The following is a 16,730-nucleotide window of genomic DNA, read 5'->3' on the forward strand; positions in this document are numbered from 1 at the left end:
TAGCCCGACAGAATAACCGTTGCGTCGAGCTTGCGGAGGCACGAACAGGATCAAAGATGAATGACGGCCAGGTCCAGCCGGCCGTATTCGCCTTCGCTGTGCTCGCTTCTGGGCGGTACGTGGTGGGTTTTCATCACCTGATCCCCTTGCAGGGTTTCCAGGTGAATGTCGAAGCCCCATAGGCGGTGCAAGTGTTTAAGCACTTCCTCGGTGGACTCGCCCAGCGGTTTGCGGTCGTGTTGCTGGTGACGCAGGGTCAGGGAGCGGTCTCCGCGGCGGTCGATGCTGTAGATCTGGATGTTGGGTTCGCGATTGCCCAGGTTGTACTGCGCGGCCAGGGTTTCACGGATGGTGCGGTAGCCATCTTCGTCGTGGATGGCCGGTACCAGCAGGTCGTCCTTCTGGTCATCATCGAGAATGCTGAACAATTTCAGGTCGCGGATCACCTTCGGCGACAGGTACTGCAGGATGAAGCTTTCATCCTTGAAGCTGCTCATGGCGAACTTGATGGTGGATAGCCAGTCGGTGCCGGCGATTTCCGGGAACCAGCGATAATCTTCCTCGGTGGGGGTTTCACACATGCGCCGGATATCACGGTACATGGCAAAGCCCAGGGTGTAGGGGTTTATTCCGTTGTAGTACGGGCTGTCGAAGCCCGGCTGGAAGACCACGCTGGTGTGGGACGTCAGGAACTCCATCATGAAGCCGTCGGTGACCAGGCCTTCGTCGTACAGGTCGTTCATCAGGGTGTAATGCCAGAACGTGGCCCAGCCTTCGTTCATCACCTGAGTCTGGCGTTGCGGGTAAAAATACTGGGCGATCTTACGCACGATCCGCACGATCTCCCGCTGCCAGGGCTCCAGCAGCGGCGCGTGTTTTTCGATGAAATACAGGATGTTTTCCTGCGGTTCGGCGGGGAAGCGTGCGTTGTCCCGGTCGCTGTACTTGTCCGCGCCTTTCGGAATGGTGCGCCACAGATCGTTGATCTGTTTCTGCAAATGCTCCTCCCGGTCCTTTTGCCGACGACGTTCTTCCTCGGCGGAAATCGGGTAAGGGCGTTTGTAGCGGTCAACCCCGTAATTCATCAATGCATGGCAGGAGTCCAGCAGGTCCTCGACCGCGTCGATGCCGTGGCGCTCTTCGCACTGCATGATGTACTGCTTGGCGAACACCAGGTAATCGATGATCGAGCTGGCGTCGGTCCAGGTGCGAAACAGGTAGTTGCCTTTGAAAAAGCTGTTGTGCCCGTAGCAGGCGTGAGCCACCACCAACGCCTGCATGCAGATGGTGTTTTCTTCCATCAGGTAGGCGATGCAGGGGTCCGAGTTGATCACGATTTCGTAGGCCAGTCCCATCTGCCCGCGAGTGTAGGATTTTTCGGTGCTGAGGAAGTGTTTGCCGTACGACCAATGGTGATAACCCAGCGGCATGCCGACGGAGGCATACGCGTCCATCATCTGCTCGGCCGTGATCACTTCGATCTGGTTAGGGTAGGTGTCGAGTGCATAGCGAGCCGCGATACGACTGATTTCGCGGTCGTAGGCCTGGATCAGCTCGAACGTCCATTCGGAGCCGGTGGAAATGGGTTGGCGCTTCTGCTCTTTGGCGGTCATGTCACTAACCTGCGCTGGAAGAGTTCACGGAAGACCGGATAGATATCCCCGGCCGAGACCAGTTGTTGCTGGGCAAAGGTGTCAGAAAAGGCTTCGGCGATGCGCTCGTACTCGAACCACAGGGCCTGATGTTCGCGCGGGGTGATCTCAACGTAAGTGTAGTACTGCACGAACGGCATGATCTGGTTGATCAGAATGTCGCGGCAGATCGGCGAGTCGTCATTCCAGTTATCGCCGTCGGAAGCCTGGGCGGCGTAGATATTCCACTCGTTGCTCGGATAGCGTTCGGCCATGATCTCCTGCATCAGTTTCAGCGCGCTGGAAACGATGGTGCCGCCGGTTTCGCGGGAATAGAAGAATTCTTCCTCATCCACTTCCCGGGCACTGGTGTGGTGGCGGATGAAAACTACGTCAATCTTGTCGTAATTACGTTTGAGGAACAGGTACAGCAGGATAAAGAAACGCTTGGCGATGTCCTTGGTCGCCTGGGTCATGGAGCCGGACACGTCCATCAGGCAGAACATCACCGCCTTCGAACTGGGGTTGGGTTGCTTGACCAGCAGGTTGTACTTGAGGTCGAAGGTGTCGAGGAACGGTATGCGATGAATGCGCGCACTGAGTTTTTCTATTTCCGCCTCGATTTCCTGAATATCGCCGAAGTTGTCCGGTTCTTCCTGCCTGAGTCGCAGCAATTCCTCTTTGGCTTCGCGCAGTTTCGCCCGGCTGCTGCCGGACAGGGCGATTCGTCGGGCGTGGGCCGAGCGCAAGGTGCGGATGATGTTGATCCGCGACGGGTTGCCTTCGTTGCTGATGCCTGCACGAACGGTTTTGAAGGTATCGGTGCCGGTCAGGTTGCGCTTGACCAGATTGGGCAGTTCCAGGTCCTCGAACATGAACTCGAGGAACTCTTCCTGGGTGATCTGGAAGACGAATTCGTCCATGCCTTCACCCGAGTTGCCAGCCTTGCCGGGCCCTCTGCCGCCGCCACCTCCGGGCGGACGGGCGATGTGTTCGCCGCTGGTGAACTCTTTGTTGCCGGGGTGCACGACGGTCTGTTTGCCCCCGCGACCGTGGTGAAGCACCGGCTCGTCGATGTCGCGGCCGGGAATGCTGATCTGTTCGCCGTGTTCCATGTCGGTGATGGAGCGCCGGCTGACCGCCTCTTCGACAGCCTTTTTGATGTGATCACGGTAACGCCGCAGAAACCGCTGACGGTTCACCGTGCTCTTGTTCTTGCCATTGAGACGTCGGTCGATCACATAGCTCATGACTGCTCCTTAGAAGCTGTCCTGAAAGGGGCGAGCGGTGATGCAGCATCGGACCGAAGGCCAAGGGATATTCAACGCTCCCCCAAGCGCTTTGGATGCTGCCTGAACTCGCTACCGACTTTCGAACACCTTCCAGAGGCCTGTGTAACAGAAAATGCGTACACAGGCCTCTGGCTGACGACAACCGGTCTGACCGGCAGCGGGTTATTGTGATTTTCTGACCCGCAGGTACCACTCGGACAGCAGTCGTACCTGTTTGTCGGTGTAGCCCCGCTCGACCATCCGTGTGACGAAGTCGTTGTGTTTCTGCTGGTCCTCTTTGCTCGCCTTGGCGTTGAAGCTGATGACGGGCAGGAGGTCCTCGGTGTTGGAGAACATTTTCTTCTCGATGACCACCCGCAGTTTTTCGTAGCTGAGCCAGGTCGGGTTTTTGCCGTTGTTGTTGGCACGGGCGCGCAGCACGAAGTTGACGATTTCGTTGCGGAAATCCTTCGGATTGCTGATGCCGGCCGGTTTTTCGATTTTCTCCAGTTCTTCGTTCAGCGCCACGCGATTGAGGATTTCGCCGGTTTCCGGGTCGCGGTATTCCTGGTCCTGGATCCAGAAGTCGGCGTACAACACGTAGCGATCGAAGATGTTCTGGCCGTACTCGCTGTACGACTCGAGGTAGGCGGTCTGGATTTCCTTGCCGATGAACTCGATGTAACGCGGCGCCAGGTACTCCTTGAGGAAGCGCAGGTAGCGTTCGCGGGTTTCAGCCTGGAATTGTTCCTGTTCGATCTGTTGTTCCAGCACGTAGAGCAAATGCACCGGGTTGGCGGCGATTTCGTGCGGATCGAAGTTGAAGACCTTCGACAGAATCTTGAACGCGAAACGAGTCGACAGACCGTTCATGCCTTCGTCGACACCGGCATTGTCGCGGTATTCCTGGATCGACTTGGCCTTTGGATCGGTGTCCTTGAGGTTTTCACCGTCGTAGACCCGCATCTTGGAGTAGATATTCGAGTTTTCCGGCTCCTTGAGGCGCGAGAGCACGGTGAACTGGGCGAGCATCTTCAGCGTGTCCGGTGCGCAGTGCGCCTTGGCCAGGGAGCTGTTGAACAAGAGCTTGTCGTAGATCTTCACTTCGTCGCTGACCCGCAGGCAGTACGGCACTTTGACGATGTAGATCCGGTCGATGAAGGCTTCGTTGTTCTTGTTGTTGCGGAAGGTGTGCCATTCCGATTCGTTGGAGTGAGCCAGCAGGATCCCGGTAAACGGAATCGCCCCCAGACCTTCGGTGCTGTTGTAGTTGCCTTCCTGGGTGGCGGTCAGCAATGGGTGCAGCACCTTGATCGGTGCCTTGAACATTTCGACGAATTCCATCAGGCCCTGGTTGGCCCGGCACAGTGCGCCCGAGTAGCTGTAGGCGTCGGCGTCGTTTTGCGGGAATTCTTCCAGTTTGCGGATATCGACCTTGCCCACCAGTGCCGAGATGTCCTGGTTGTTTTCGTCTCCCGGCTCGGTTTTGGCCACGGCGATCTGGTTGAGGATCGACGGATAGAGCTTCACCACGCGGAACTGGCTGATGTCGCCGCCGAACTCGGCCAGGCGTTTGGTGGCCCATGGCGACATGATGGTGTTGAGATAGCGCCGCGGAATGCCGAAGTCTTCTTCGAGGATCGCGCCATCTTCGGTGGCGTTGAACAGACCCAAAGGAGATTCGAAAACCGGCGAGCCTTTGATCGCGTAGAAAGGCACCTTCTCGATAAGCTGTTTCAGCTTCTCGGCCAGGGACGATTTACCGCCGCCGACGGGGCCGAGCAGATAGAGGATTTGTTTTTTCTCTTCCAGGCCCTGAGCGGCATGGCGGAAATACGAGACGATCTGGTCGATGCATTCTTCCATCCCGTGGAAGTCTTCAAAGGCCGGATAGCGGCGGATCACCTTGTTGGAAAAGATTCGCGAAAGCCTCGAGTTGGTCGAGGTGTCGAGCAGCTCCGGTTCTCCGATGGCCAGCAACAGACGCTCGGCGGCGGAAACGTAGGCGCTGCGGTCCTTTTTGCACAGCTCCAGGTACTCTTGCAGTGAGAGTTCTTCCTGGCGTGTGGACTCGAAGCGTTGTTGGAAGTGGCTAAAGATACTCATGACGTCACCTCGCTCGATACGTGGAGCCGACGCCGGATCAGTCAGTCGATGCTGGCAGCGACCGGATATGCAGTCGCTGTTTACCCCCCAGAACCCTTTCAAAGCGTACCGCCCCGAAAGCTACTCCCGATGACCCGCGCGCCGGTGTACCGGCTCTCCCCTGTTTTGGATGGCCTGCGCTTAAGGATAGTTGCTTATTCGGGAGGTAAAGGCGAGATACGTAATTAGTTGTGGCAGACCGTTCGTCTGCCACCGCGCGAGCCCGCGGCAGCCGGGGCTTGCACGTTACAAAAAAATTATTCGGAAGTGCCTTGCGCGGTTTCCGAAGGATAAGTCGTACGCCACAGCTCAAAACCGCCGTCCATGCTGTAGACATCGGAGAAGCCCTGGCTGATCAGGTAGGCCGCTGCGCCCTGGCTGGAATTGCCGTGATAGCAGACCACCACCGTCGGTGCGTCCAGGTCTGCGCCCTGAATGAAAGCATGCAGGGAATGGTTGTCCAGATGCTTCGAGCCGCTGATGTGCAGCGCGGCAAATGTTGCCGGGTCTCGAACATCGACCACCACTGCGCCTTGTTCGCGCAGGGCCTGGGCCTGTTCTGGGGGGATACGTTTGAATTCGCTCATGGCGGGCTCCTGTGGCTCGGCTGAAAGCGCAGTCTAGCGCCGGGCGCTGGCTGGCGTTTGTTCGGAAATAGGGGAGGCGACTGACGGCAGGAAGGTGTGGCCATGCTCGTCGCATTTGCACTGCAGTCGCTCAAGGGTGTCGACGTTCATCAAGGTCATCGACCCGCCCCAGACGCAACCGGTGTCGAGGGCGAAGATGCCCGGTTCGTTGCACTGGCCTTCGAGCGCTGCCCAGTGGCCGAAGATGATCTTCACGTCCCTGGTCTTGCGCTCCTTGTAAGTGAACCACGGCGCATAACCTGGCGGCGCGGTGTCGACGCCTTCCTTGCCCTTGAGGTCGAGTTTGCCTTCGCTGGTGCAGAAACGCATGCGGGTGAAATAGTTGGTGATCACACGCAGGCGGGTTACGCCTTTGAGATCGCTGTCCCATTTCAGCGGTTCGTTGCCGTACATGCCGTCGAGGTAAGGCGCGAAGCGATTGTCGTCGCGCAGGGCCTCTTCGACTTCGGCGGCGCACTTCTGGGCTTTGCGCAGCGACCATTGCGGGGGGATGCCGGCGTGGACCAGGGCGATGTTGCGTTGCTCGTCGTAATGCATGAGCTTTTGCTGGCGCACCCATTCCAGCAGTTCCACACGATCCGGCGCTTCGAGAATCTCGCGCAGGGTGTCGGCTTTCTTCAGGCGTTCGATGTTATGCCCGGCGGCCAGCAGATGAAGATCGTGGTTGCCGAGCACGCATACCAGAGATTCGCGAATGCTATAGAGGAAGCGCAAGGTTTCCAGCGACTGCGGGCCACGGTTGACCAGATCGCCCACCAGCCACAGTTTGTCCCGGGCAGGGTCGAAGGCGACTTGCTTGAGCAGGCATTTCAACGGTTCGAGGCAACCTTGCAGGTCGCCAACGGCGTACGTCGCCATCAGTGCAGGGCTCCGGGCACCGCCAGGCGGAATGGAGCGATGATGGCGTCGAAGTGTTTGCCGTCTTCGGCAATCATTTGATAGCTGCCTTGCATGTTGCCGACCTTGGTCGTCATCACCGTGCCGCTGCTATAGGTATGGCTCTCGCCTGCCTTGATCAACGGCTGTTGGCCAACCACGCCGGCACCGCGAACCTCCTCGACATGCCCGTCACCATCGGTGATCACCCAGTGCCGCGACAACAGCTTGGCCGGTAATTCGCCATTGTTGTGCACGGTGATGGTGTAAGCGAAGGCAAAGCGGTTTTGCTCGGGTTGCGATTGTTCTGCCAGATAGCGGGTGACGACGCTGACGTCGACCTGATAACGAGGATCGGACATTCAAGAGGCCTTAAAAACGAAGCGGGACGCGGGGCGTAGCTGATGGAACTCAGTCTAGGCCAAGTATCGGGTAGTAAACCAGACATGAGGGCTGGTGTCCTACCCGATAACGCTTGTTGCCTGTCAGTCGGCGGCGGGTTTCTGTAGGACTTGTTCGCTGAGTTTGTCGGCCAAGCGTACGAAGGCGGCCAGATCGAGCTGCTCCGGGCGCAGGCTGCCGTCGACACCGGCTGCGGTGATTTCGTCGTTGCTCAGCAGCAACTTGAGGGTGTTGCGCAGGGTCTTGCGGCGCTGGTTGAAGGCTTCGCGCACGACGCGCTCCAGCAAGCGGTGATCCTTGGCCGGGTGCGGCAGTACGGCGTGAGGCACCAGGCGCACGATGGCAGAATCGACTTTCGGCGGTGGGTTGAATGCGCCGGGGCCAACGTTGAACAGGTGCTCTACACGACAATGGTACTGAACCATGATCGACAGACGACCCCAGTCACCGCCGCCAGGGCCTGCCGCCAGACGCTCGACCACTTCTTTCTGCAGCATGAAGTGCATGTCGCGAATGATGCCCGCGTTGTGCAGCAGGTGAAAAATCAGCGGCGTGGAGATGTTGTACGGCAGGTTGCCCACCACGCGCAGGCTGTTCGGCGCAGCGTTCAGGCTGTTGAAGTCGAACTTCAGCGCATCGCCCTGGTGCAGGTTGAAATTGCTCTTGCCGGCGAACTGCTGGTTGAGGATCGGGATCAGGTCTTTATCCAGCTCTACTACGTCCAGCTGGGCACCGCTGTTCAGCAGGCCTTGGGTCAGCGCGCCCTGGCCCGGCCCGATTTCCAGCAGGCGGTCTTCGGGCTTGGCATGGATGGAGCGCAGGATGCGGTCGATAACGCCGGCATCATGCAGGAAGTTCTGGCCAAAGCGTTTGCGCGCCTTGTGTTGGTAATGCTCGGTCATAAACGGGTCTCGGCCATCTGGTAGGCGGTTTCCAGGGCGACTTGCAGGCTGCCGGTGTCGATTTTGCCGCTGCCGGCCAGGTCCAGGGCAGTGCCGTGGTCGACCGACGTGCGGATGATCGGCAAGCCGAGGGTCACGTTGACTGCTGCGCCGAAGCCTTTGTATTTCAGCACAGGCAAGCCCTGGTCGTGGTACATCGCCAGCACCGCGTCGCAGTGCTCCAGATATTTGGGGGTAAACAGAGTGTCGGCGGGCAGGGGACCGCGAAGGTCCATGCCTTCGCCACGCAGGCGCTCTAATGTAGGTTCGATGATGTCGATTTCTTCATGGCCCAGGTGTCCGCCTTCGCCGGCATGGGGATTGAGCCCGCACACCAGGATACGCGGCTGGGCGATGCCGAATTTTTGTTGCAGGTCGGCATGCAGAATCCGCGTGACCCGCTCCAGACGCTCCGGTGTGATTGCATCGGCAATCTCGCGAAGGGGCAGGTGAGTGGTGACCAGCGCCACGCGCAATCCGCGTGTCGCAAGCATCATCACCACTTGCGCGGTCTGCGTCAGGTCGGCGAGAAATTCTGTATGCCCGGAAAAGGCGATACCCGATTCGTTGATCACGCCCTTGTGCACAGGTGCGGTGATCATGCCGGCGAAGTGCCCGTCCAGGCAGCCCTGGCCCGCGCGGGTCAGGGTTTCCAGAACAAAAGCAGCATTGGCTTTGTCGAGTTGACCGGCAGTCACCGGCGCATTGAGCGGTGTATCCCAGACATACAGGCTGTTGGCTGGCGCGGGGACATCCGGCCAGCTGTCCGGGGTCACCGGCAGCAAATCAACAACCACGCCCAGCTGCGCGGCCCGCTCAAGGAGCAGGTCGCGGCTGGTAATGGCAATCAGGGGGTGTGGCTGGGCTTGCGAGGCAACCAGCAGGCACAGGTCAGGACCTATGCCGGCCGGTTCGCCGGGTGTCAGCGCGAAACGTTGGGGTTTCACTGCGCTGCCTGGTCTGCACCAGGGAGTTTGATCTCTACGTACGCTTCGTCACGGATCTGACGCAGCCAGGTTTGCAGCTCTTCGTCGTATTTGCGGTTACGCAGTACGGTCATTGCTTGCTGCTCACGGGCCTGGGTGGTGCTGTCGGTGGCGCGGCGGCCAAGGACTTCCAGGACGTGCCAGCCATATTGGGTCTGGAACGGCTTGGACAGCTGACCTTGCGGGGTCTTGGCCATCACTTCGCGGAACTCGGGCACCAATGCATTCGGGTCGATCCAGTTCAGGTCGCCGCCGTTGAGGGCGGAACCCGGGTCTTCCGAGAAGCTTTTCGCCAGTTCGCCGAAATCTTCGCCCGCTTCGATACGGGTGTAGAGCGATTGGGCCAGGGCCTTGGTTTTTGCTTCGTCGCGGATCGGGCTAGGTTTGACCAGGATATGACGCACGTGTACTTCGTCACGGGTCTGGGTCTCGCCGCCACGCTTGTCGAGGATCTTCAGGATGATGAAGCCGCCCGGCGTGCGCATCGGTTGGGTGACATCGCCGACCGACATGGTGCTCAGCATGCGATCGAACGGAGGTGGCAATTGAGCGGCTTTACGCCAGCCCATGTCGCCGCCTTCCAGTGCGGTTTCGCTGGCGGATTTGGCGATTGCCAACTGAGCGAAGTCAGCGCCTTGCTTGAGCTGCTGGTAAACCGCGTCGGCCTGTTTGGCAGCACTCTGAATCGCATCGGAGTTAGCACTTTCCGGTGTAGGAATCAGGATGTTGGCCAGGCGGAACTCTTCGGACAGCTGCATTTTGCCAAGGTCGGAAGCGAGGAAGTTCTTCACTTCCTGCTCGGACACTTGAATGCGCTCAGCCACACGGCGTTGACGCACGCGGCTGATGATCATTTCACGACGAATCTGCTCGCGAGCGTCTTCATAAGACAGGCCATCACGAGTCAGGGCCGCGCGGAATTGATCGATCGACATGTTATTGCGCTGGGCAATGGTGCCGACCGCCTGATTCAGCTCTTCATCGGTGATGCGAATGCCGGAGCGTTCGCCGATCTGCAGTTGCAGGTTTTCGACGATCAGGCGCTCAAGCACCTGCTGATCCAGCACGCTGGCCGGCGGCGCAGCAGAACCGCGTTTGGCGATGGTTTGCTGAACTTCATGAACACGTTGGTCCAGCTGGCTCTGCATGACCACATCGTTGTCGACAATGGCCACCACTTTATCGATGGACTGTACCGCGGCATTCGCCGCAGTACCCAGGAACAGCGCGCCCAGCATCAGCGGGCGCAGACAATCAGAAAGCTTGGTCTTCACGTTCACGATAACCTTGGATGCCTTTGTCGAGGAAGCTCTCTACTTTTTGGCCAACAACGCCGCCGAGACCTTTCAGAACGATTTGGAGGAAGATGCCATGGTCGCCTTTTTCGTTTTGCGGAGCTTCCTGACTGAATTCGTCATAGGAAACCCAGTAACGGTTGATCAGGCGCAGTTTCCAGCAGCAGTTGTCGTACTCGAAACCACCAAAGGCTTCCAGAGTACGGTTCTGGTTGTAGTCATACTGCCAGCGGCTGATGGCGTTCCATTGCGGCACGATCGGCCAGATCACCGAGAAGTCGTGCTGCTGGATCTTGTAGTAGTCCTTCACGTAACCCGGGGTGCCCGGCGTGCCGTAGTCACCACCACCCACCGACCATTGACCGGTGTTCTGGTCGTAACGGACCTGGTCATTGCGATAGCGATAGCCGGCGTTGATGACCTTGTTCGGGTTGTCTTCAGGCTGGTAGTGGAACATCGCACTGCCCGAGCGAGGGCTGTGGCTGTCCGGATCCCAGTTGTAATCGGCAGTCGTGCGCCAATCGCGGTTCCAGCGGTATTCGTATTCCAGCGCATACGGAGAAACGTTGGCCTGCGCATCTTCGCGGGTTTTTGCGTCGATACCCGGCAACTGGACTTCGCGATCCTTGAAGTACAAGGCCTGGCCGACGCTGATGCGTTGACGTTCAAAGCCGTTTTCTTCGATCCAGCGGCTGGTCACGCCCAGCGACAGTTTGTTCTCGTCGCCGACGCGGTCGGAGCCCGAGAAGCGGTTGTCGCGGAACAGCGACGCATAGTTGAAGGTGTACTCGCCGGTGTCGAAAACCGGAATGTCCTTCTGGTCTTCTTCAGGGACATACAGGTAGAACAGGCGCGGTTCCAGGGTCTGGCGATAGTTCTTGCCGAACCAGGTGGTGTTGCGATCGAAATACAGGCCGCTGTCGACGCTGGCGATCGGGACGCCGCGGTTTTGCGAGCTGCTGAAGGACTCGCCAAGCGCCGAAGCGTTATTGCGGTTCGTCAGGAGATCGTTTTTACCGGTGCCATCGAGATCCAGGTCGTACTGGGTGTATTGATATTTGAGCGATGGCTTGACGAAGCCATACGTCCAGTCCAGCGGCAGGCTCACGCCTGGCTTGAGGTTCAGACGATTACCGTTGGCACGAGCCAGGCCCGCTACGTTGGTGTCCAGACGAGGCGACAGGTTGCCGTCTTCATCGGAGAACGAGCCCGTTTGCAGGTCGCGCTCGAATCGCACGATTTCTGTTTCGTAGTCGAAATTCAAACCGTTCGGGTGCGTTGGCAACTGACCGTTGAAGGTGAGCTGTGGCAAGCGGTCGTACGGTGTGATGTTCGATACGGTCGCCAGCTGATAGGCCTGGGCATTGAGGCGTGCAACGTAGCTGTCGCCACGATAGCTGACAGAGCCCTGCTGGTTCACGTAATCGGACGACTTCACGCCAAGCTGGTCGGTCTGCAGATCCTGGAAGTAATACGGATCGCTGATCTTGGTGTAGTCGACCTGCGTGAATACCCGCGAGTCGAGACCGCCCTTGTGCTGCCAGTTGTACATGTAGCGGGTTTTTTCGTAATCCGTTTGAAGCTTGCGATCGTCGTCCTCGTCGTTGAGGTACGCGGCGCCGAACTGACCTTCGGTGGACTTGGTCAGGTAACGGAACTCGCCTTCCATCAACAGGCCGCGCTTGCTCATGTAGCGCGGGTACAACGTGGCATCGTAGTTCGGCGCCAGGTTGAAGTAGTACGGGGTGACCAACAGGAAGCCAGTGTCGCTGCCGCTGCCAAGGGTTGGCGGCAGGAAGCCGGACTGACGACGGTCGTCGATCGGGAAGTAGATGTACGGCGTGTACAGAACCGGAATGTCCTTGACCCGCAGCGTCACGTTGGTCGCGGTACCGAAACCGGTCGCCGGGTTCAAGGTGATGTTGTTGCCCTTGAGCTGCCAGGCGTTGCTGTTCGGTTCGCACGTGGTGTACGTACCATCCTTGAGGCGGATGATCGCGTTTTCGGCACGCTTGGCGTACAGCGCGTTACCGCGGATACGGGATTTGTGCATCACGTATTCGGCGTTGTCGACCTTGGCTTCGCCGGTGTCGAGCTGCACTTCGGCGTGGTCGCCGACGATCAGCGCGCCGTTGTCGCGAATGCGCACGTTGCCGTCCAGCTCGCCACGGCTCTCGGCCTGGTAGAGGTTCGCTTCGTCGGCTTCGGCCTGCATGCTGCCCTGACGCAGGACCACGTCACCGGCCAGGGTAGCGATCTGTTCATCCTGCTTGTAGCGAGAAGCCTTGGCACCGACAAACGTCGGGGCGTCACTTTTATTCGTCTTGTCATTCATGCCAGGACGAATTGGTTCGATATAGGAACCAGAGCAGTAAGGACCGGTTTCGGCCAATTGCGCTGCAGTGAGATTCTCGCGCGGAACCCAGTCGAGGTGACTGTAGTCTGCGCTACGGGACTTGAGGGCACGGCCTTTGGATTCGGTGACCAGCACAGGCTTGGTGCCGGTGTCTTCACTGGCGCCGCTCTCGGTAGGTGCTTCACCGGTTGCGGAGACTGCGCTGCCCTCATGGATGGGACGCGGTGGCAATGCAGCCGCCGACGTCTTGGGCGCACAGTTCCAGGCACCCGAAGCAGAGACTGAGCAGTCATACTGTTCCGCGGCGACCACGAACGAAGTGGCTAGAGGTTGCAGGGCCAGCAGACTGCCAGTGACCAACAACGGAAATTTTTTACGAAACGCGGGGGATTTCAATGCCATCTTATTAGTCCGGGCTTCCTGCGTGCCATCTGCCCGCGGTGTGGGCCGCACGCCTCTCGATGGTCTGAAAAAGATGCTGGATAATAAAGCATGACCCGCTTGACGGCTAGCGCCGTCGGAGACCCTTGCAATGCCTGACCAAGATGTACGTTTGCAACACCTGAAAGTTTGGCTCGATGAGCAGTTGGCGACCCTCTTTGCAGAGCAGAGTTGGGGCGCCGTACCCCCGGCCACGTTGACCGCGGCCAGCAGTGATGCGAGTTTTCGGCGCTATTTCCGCTGGGAAGGCGGCGGCAAAAGTTTCGTCGTAATGGACGCGCCGCCGCCCCAGGAAAACTGCAAACCCTTCGTGGATATCGCTTTTTTGCTGGCGAAATCCGGAATAAATGTGCCGAAAATTTATGCCGAAGACCTCGAGCGCGGTTTTCTTTTGCTCAATGACCTGGGCAACAAGACCTATCTGGACGTTATCGACAGCGAAAATGCCGACGATTTGTTCAAGGATGCCTTGCAGGCTCTGTTGGCTTTTCAGCAGTTGCCGATGGTTGCTCCGCTGCCGAGTTATGACGTGGCGCTGTTGCGTCGCGAGCTGGAATTGTTCCCCGAGTGGTTTGTGAAGCGTGAGTTGGGCATCGAGTTCGACCCTGCGCAGCAAATGCTCTGGCAGAACGTGTCGCAGCTGCTGATCGACAGCGCCCTGGCGCAACCGAAAGTCCTGGTGCATCGCGACTACATGCCGCGCAACCTGATGCTCAGCGAGCCGAATCCCGGCGTGCTGGATTTCCAGGATGCGGTTTATGGCCCGGTGACCTATGACGTGACCTGCCTGTTCAAGGACGCGTTCCTGAGCTGGCCCGAGGAGCGAGTGCACGGTTGGCTGCAAGATTACTGGCAGCAGGCAGGCGCCCTCGGCATTCCCGTCCAGCCAGACTTCGAAGACTTCTTGCGCGCCAGCGACCTGATGGGCGTGCAGCGTCACCTGAAAGTCATTGGTATCTTCGCCCGCATCTGCCATCGCGATGGCAAGCCGCGTTACCTCGCCGACGTGCCGCGCTTCTTTGCTTATATAGAAGCAGTGATCGCCCGCCGTCCTGAACTGGCGGAACTGGATGTGTTGCTGCTGAGTCTGCGTGCTGGAGTGAATGCATGAAGGCAATGATTCTGGCTGCGGGTAAAGGCGAGCGCATGCGCCCGCTGACCCTGACCACGCCAAAACCGCTGGTCCGCGCTGGCGGGGTGCCGCTGATCGAGTATCACCTGCGCGCGCTGGCCGCTGCCGGGTTTACCGAAATCGTGATCAACCATGCCTGGCTGGGACAGCAGATCGAAGACTATCTGGGCGATGGCTCGCGTTATGGCGTGAGTATCCAGTACTCGCCCGAAGGTGAACCGCTGGAGACCGGTGGCGGGATTTTCCGTGCATTGCCATTGTTGGGTGATGAGGCGTTTGTGGTGGTCAACGGTGATATCTGGACCGACTATGACTTCAGCGTCTTGCATCAACCCATCAGCGGCCTGGCGCATCTGGTGTTGGCGGATAACCCGAGCCACCACCCGGCAGGCGATTTCACGCTGGTCGACGGGCAAGTGCACGACGGCCAGGCAGATTCGCCGACCCTGACTTACAGCGGCATTGCAGTGTTGCATCCGCAGCTGTTCGACGGGCACACCGCCGGGGCGTTCAAGCTTGCACCGCTGCTGCGCAGGGCCATGGCCGACGGACAAGTCTCGGGTGAACGGCTGAGCGGACAGTGGGTGGATGTCGGAACTCACGAGCGTTTGGCGGAAGTTGAAACTTTGATTGAAGCGAGTCGCTGAGATGCTGTGGCCAGGGACTCTGATTGGAGCCGGAGCGGGCTTTGCCATTGCCAGCATTCCGGGGGCCTTGCTCGGCGCTTTATTGGGGCAGGCGCTGGATCGGCACCTGCAATTGCATTCGTGGGGGCATTTGCGTGAAAAGCTCGGTGGCAGGCCGGTGCTGCGCAACGATGAGCTGCTGTTCGTGTTGCTGGGGCGGCTGGCCAAATGCGATGGGCGAGTGGTAGACGGGCATATCCAGCAGGCGCGCCTGGAAATGCAGGCACTGGACATGTCCGAGTCGGCCAAGCGTCGGGCGATTGCCGCGTTCAACCGCGGCAAGTCGGGCCGTGACCGGTTGCGCGGTTATCTGCGACGCTTGAGTGAGCAACCCCATGCGGCGGAAGGCGTATTGCGCGCCTGTTGGCGAATGGTCTGGGCCGATGGTCGTGCCGGGCATGCCGAGCGCGAACTGATTCGCCAATGGGGTAAATGGCTGGGCTGGACGTCGTACCAGGTGCAGGCGCTGGCGTCTGACTATGAGCCGCACAAGCAATCGTCGGCCGGCACTGCCATCACTTATCAGGAAGCGTTGTCGCTGTTGGGTGTGTCTGCCACCACCGAACCGGCGCAGATCAAACGTGCCTATCGGCGCCTGCTGAGTCGTCATCATCCGGACAAAATTGCCGGCAGCGGTGCGACGGCGTTGCAGGTGCGCGAGGCAACGGACAAGACGCGCGAATTGCATAACGCCTATACGTTGATTCGTCAGCGGCGGGATTTCAAGTGATGCGTCGTCAGTGATGACGCCTTCGCGGGCAAGTCGGATCGCCGCACCGCTCGCTCCTACAGGATTTAGTCAATCACAAAAATTGCAAACGACTAAATCCTGTAGGAGCGAGGCTTGCCCGCGAAGGGCGCGACTCGGTCTATCAGTCCGCCGCAGCCTGAGGATTCAACCAGCCCCGCACCCGGCGAACCAACTGCTCCTGCTCTGCTTTCGAGTCACCCGGCAACGCCTTGAGCGATACCTGACTGAACGCCGAACCCTTCAAACGCTTGCTGGCCTGCAAGCGCTCCAGAGCCGCATTGCGGTCCAGCGGCTTGTCCTTATAGAAGATGTCGGCGGTGGGCAGTTTTAGCGTCGGCGTCAGTTCAGCCAGGCCAGGTTTCGCTGCCACGGGCGTCTGCGCAGCGACCATCGCGAACTTCTCGACTTGCGAGGGCTGCCTCTCGCTCAGATAACGCGCGGCCCAGTAAGCGCCGGTGCCATGACCCAGCACCACGATGCTGCGAGCGCTCTGCTGTTCGGTGTAGGCAACAGCCGCATCGATGCGTGCGAAAATTCGTTCGGCGTCAGCTTTGACCTGTTCATCGCTGGTTTCAGCAATGGCCTTGTCGGCCACCTCCGCTTCACCGCCCGCCGCCTGCTCGATGGGCGCCGCCGTGGTCGAGTCCTTGCTGCCGGCATCAGGTGCTTTGGGCGATGGCGTTACTTCAACAATACGTGGCGCAATGGCATCGCTTTGCACGTCTGGCAAGGTGATACTCAGGCTGCTCCACTCGGCGTCCGGCAATTGGCGCCGCAACGGGCCGATTGCCTGCGGCCAGTCAACGGTTTCGCCCGCGCCCGGGATGATAATCACCGCACCCTTGGGGTCAGCGGTATTGGCCGGTTTCCACAAGGCCAGAAACGTGTCGCTGCCGGCTTGGAGTTGTTGCTGTTCCTGAGCGGGGATTTTTCGCTCAAGTGCTGCCGCTTCTTCCTGACTACGCTCAAGCAGCGGCTGACGTTCAACCGGTTTTTCTTCTGCGGGTTTTTCCGCGGCGGCCGGTGCCGGGTCTGCGGCCTCGACGGAAAAGGCGCAAGGCAGGATCAGCGACAGGCACAATGCTGGCAGTGCCAGGCGGTAGACAGGGGGCATCGGATATTCCAGGCCAGAAGTGGTTCCGGCAGCCTAATGGGTTGGTCAGTATTTGT

Annotated in this window: 14 protein-coding genes; 3 read left to right on the forward strand and 11 right to left on the reverse strand. The window is 59.2% G+C overall.

Annotated elements, in window-relative coordinates; translation table 11 throughout:
• Window positions 1-50: 50 nt before the first annotated feature.
• The 10 genes from IB246_RS07800 to IB246_RS07845 all read right to left on the reverse strand — a co-directional run bounded on the left by IB246_RS07800 (window position 51) and on the right by IB246_RS07845 (window position 12,952).
• Window positions 51-1,613: a SpoVR family protein gene (locus IB246_RS07800; RefSeq protein ID WP_008027050.1), complete on the reverse strand. Its 1,563-nt coding sequence runs from the start codon at window positions 1,611-1,613 to the stop codon at window positions 51-53.
• Window positions 1,610-2,881 (reverse strand): YeaH/YhbH family protein, encoded by a 1,272-nt coding sequence (locus tag IB246_RS07805; RefSeq protein WP_008035961.1) that lies wholly within the window; start codon window positions 2,879-2,881, stop codon window positions 1,610-1,612. Before IB246_RS07805 ends, IB246_RS07800 begins: the two co-directional genes overlap by 4 nt.
• 204 nt (window positions 2,882-3,085) lie before the next feature.
• Entirely contained in the window at window positions 3,086-5,008 is a 1,923-nt protein-coding gene (locus IB246_RS07810; protein ID WP_008027052.1) for a PrkA family serine protein kinase, read from the reverse strand.
• 296 nt (window positions 5,009-5,304) lie between these two features.
• Window positions 5,305-5,634: a thiosulfate sulfurtransferase GlpE gene (gene glpE, locus IB246_RS07815; RefSeq protein WP_008027054.1), complete on the reverse strand. Its 330-nt coding sequence runs from the start codon at window positions 5,632-5,634 to the stop codon at window positions 5,305-5,307.
• A 33-nt stretch (window positions 5,635-5,667) separates the two neighbouring features.
• Window positions 5,668-6,552 carry a symmetrical bis(5'-nucleosyl)-tetraphosphatase gene (locus tag IB246_RS07820; RefSeq protein ID WP_008035962.1) on the reverse strand — a complete coding sequence of 295 codons (885 nt, stop codon included), beginning with the start codon at window positions 6,550-6,552 and terminating at the stop codon, window positions 5,668-5,670.
• Window positions 6,552-6,932: a Co2+/Mg2+ efflux protein ApaG gene (apaG, locus tag IB246_RS07825; RefSeq protein WP_008027059.1), complete on the reverse strand. Its 381-nt coding sequence runs from the start codon at window positions 6,930-6,932 to the stop codon at window positions 6,552-6,554. The genes IB246_RS07820 and apaG overlap by 1 nt, the downstream gene beginning before the upstream one ends.
• A 123-nt stretch (window positions 6,933-7,055) precedes the next feature.
• Complete coding sequence (gene rsmA, locus IB246_RS07830) at window positions 7,056-7,874, reverse strand: 16S rRNA (adenine(1518)-N(6)/adenine(1519)-N(6))-dimethyltransferase RsmA (RefSeq protein WP_008027060.1); 819 nt, start codon at window positions 7,872-7,874, stop codon at window positions 7,056-7,058.
• Window positions 7,871-8,860: a 4-hydroxythreonine-4-phosphate dehydrogenase PdxA gene (gene pdxA, locus IB246_RS07835; protein WP_008035963.1), complete on the reverse strand. Its 990-nt coding sequence runs from the start codon at window positions 8,858-8,860 to the stop codon at window positions 7,871-7,873. The genes rsmA and pdxA overlap by 4 nt, the downstream gene beginning before the upstream one ends.
• Window positions 8,857-10,173 carry a peptidylprolyl isomerase SurA gene (surA, locus tag IB246_RS07840; protein ID WP_032832254.1) on the reverse strand — a complete coding sequence of 439 codons (1,317 nt, stop codon included), beginning with the start codon at window positions 10,171-10,173 and terminating at the stop codon, window positions 8,857-8,859. The genes pdxA and surA overlap by 4 nt, the downstream gene beginning before the upstream one ends.
• On the reverse strand, window positions 10,154-12,952 hold the full coding sequence (locus IB246_RS07845) for an LPS-assembly protein LptD (protein WP_008035965.1): 2,799 nt from the start codon (window positions 12,950-12,952) through the stop codon (window positions 10,154-10,156). Before IB246_RS07845 ends, surA begins: the two co-directional genes overlap by 20 nt.
• A 130-nt stretch (window positions 12,953-13,082) precedes the next feature.
• Between IB246_RS07845 and IB246_RS07850 the strand changes: the two genes are divergently transcribed.
• Genes IB246_RS07850 through IB246_RS07860 form a run of 3 tightly spaced genes read left to right on the forward strand, consistent with a single transcriptional unit; the run spans window position 13,083 to window position 15,539 of the window.
• Window positions 13,083-14,102, forward strand: a complete 1,020-nt coding sequence (locus IB246_RS07850; RefSeq protein WP_008035966.1) for an aminoglycoside phosphotransferase family protein — start codon at window positions 13,083-13,085, stop codon at window positions 14,100-14,102.
• Window positions 14,099-14,770: an N-acetylmuramate alpha-1-phosphate uridylyltransferase MurU gene (murU, locus tag IB246_RS07855; protein WP_008035967.1), complete on the forward strand. Its 672-nt coding sequence runs from the start codon at window positions 14,099-14,101 to the stop codon at window positions 14,768-14,770. Before IB246_RS07850 ends, murU begins: the two co-directional genes overlap by 4 nt.
• A 1-nt stretch (window position 14,771) precedes the next feature.
• Window positions 14,772-15,539 (forward strand): TerB family tellurite resistance protein, encoded by a 768-nt coding sequence (locus tag IB246_RS07860; protein WP_008035968.1) that lies wholly within the window; start codon window positions 14,772-14,774, stop codon window positions 15,537-15,539.
• Between the two features lie 142 nt (window positions 15,540-15,681).
• Here IB246_RS07860 and IB246_RS07865 read toward each other — a convergent pair whose 3' ends face one another.
• Window positions 15,682-16,674, reverse strand: a complete 993-nt coding sequence (locus IB246_RS07865) for an alpha/beta hydrolase family protein (RefSeq protein WP_008035970.1) — start codon at window positions 16,672-16,674, stop codon at window positions 15,682-15,684.
• Between the last annotated feature and the right edge of the window lie 56 nt (window positions 16,675-16,730).

Source organism: Pseudomonas sp. PDM01 (assembly GCF_014852325.1).
Taxonomy (GTDB): Bacteria; Pseudomonadota; Gammaproteobacteria; order Pseudomonadales; family Pseudomonadaceae; genus Aquipseudomonas; species Aquipseudomonas migulae.

Coding starts and splice junctions, on each gene's coding strand:
- murU (WP_008035967.1), top strand. CDS start 14,099: ATGAAGGCAATGATTCTGGCTGCGGGTAAAGGCGAGCGCATGCGCCCG.
- IB246_RS07850 (WP_008035966.1), top strand. CDS start 13,083: ATGCCTGACCAAGATGTACGTTTGCAACACCTGAAAGTTTGGCTCGAT.
- IB246_RS07810 (WP_008027052.1), bottom strand. CDS start 5,008: ATGAGTATCTTTAGCCACTTCCAACAACGCTTCGAGTCCACACGCCAG.
- apaG (WP_008027059.1), bottom strand. CDS start 6,932: ATGTCCGATCCTCGTTATCAGGTCGACGTCAGCGTCGTCACCCGCTAT.
- rsmA (WP_008027060.1), bottom strand. CDS start 7,874: ATGACCGAGCATTACCAACACAAGGCGCGCAAACGCTTTGGCCAGAAC.
- IB246_RS07860 (WP_008035968.1), top strand. CDS start 14,772: ATGCTGTGGCCAGGGACTCTGATTGGAGCCGGAGCGGGCTTTGCCATT.
- glpE (WP_008027054.1), bottom strand. CDS start 5,634: ATGAGCGAATTCAAACGTATCCCCCCAGAACAGGCCCAGGCCCTGCGC.
- IB246_RS07805 (WP_008035961.1), bottom strand. CDS start 2,881: ATGAGCTATGTGATCGACCGACGTCTCAATGGCAAGAACAAGAGCACG.
- IB246_RS07845 (WP_008035965.1), bottom strand. CDS start 12,952: ATGGCATTGAAATCCCCCGCGTTTCGTAAAAAATTTCCGTTGTTGGTC.
- IB246_RS07820 (WP_008035962.1), bottom strand. CDS start 6,552: ATGGCGACGTACGCCGTTGGCGACCTGCAAGGTTGCCTCGAACCGTTG.
- IB246_RS07865 (WP_008035970.1), bottom strand. CDS start 16,674: ATGCCCCCTGTCTACCGCCTGGCACTGCCAGCATTGTGCCTGTCGCTG.
- IB246_RS07800 (WP_008027050.1), bottom strand. CDS start 1,613: ATGACCGCCAAAGAGCAGAAGCGCCAACCCATTTCCACCGGCTCCGAA.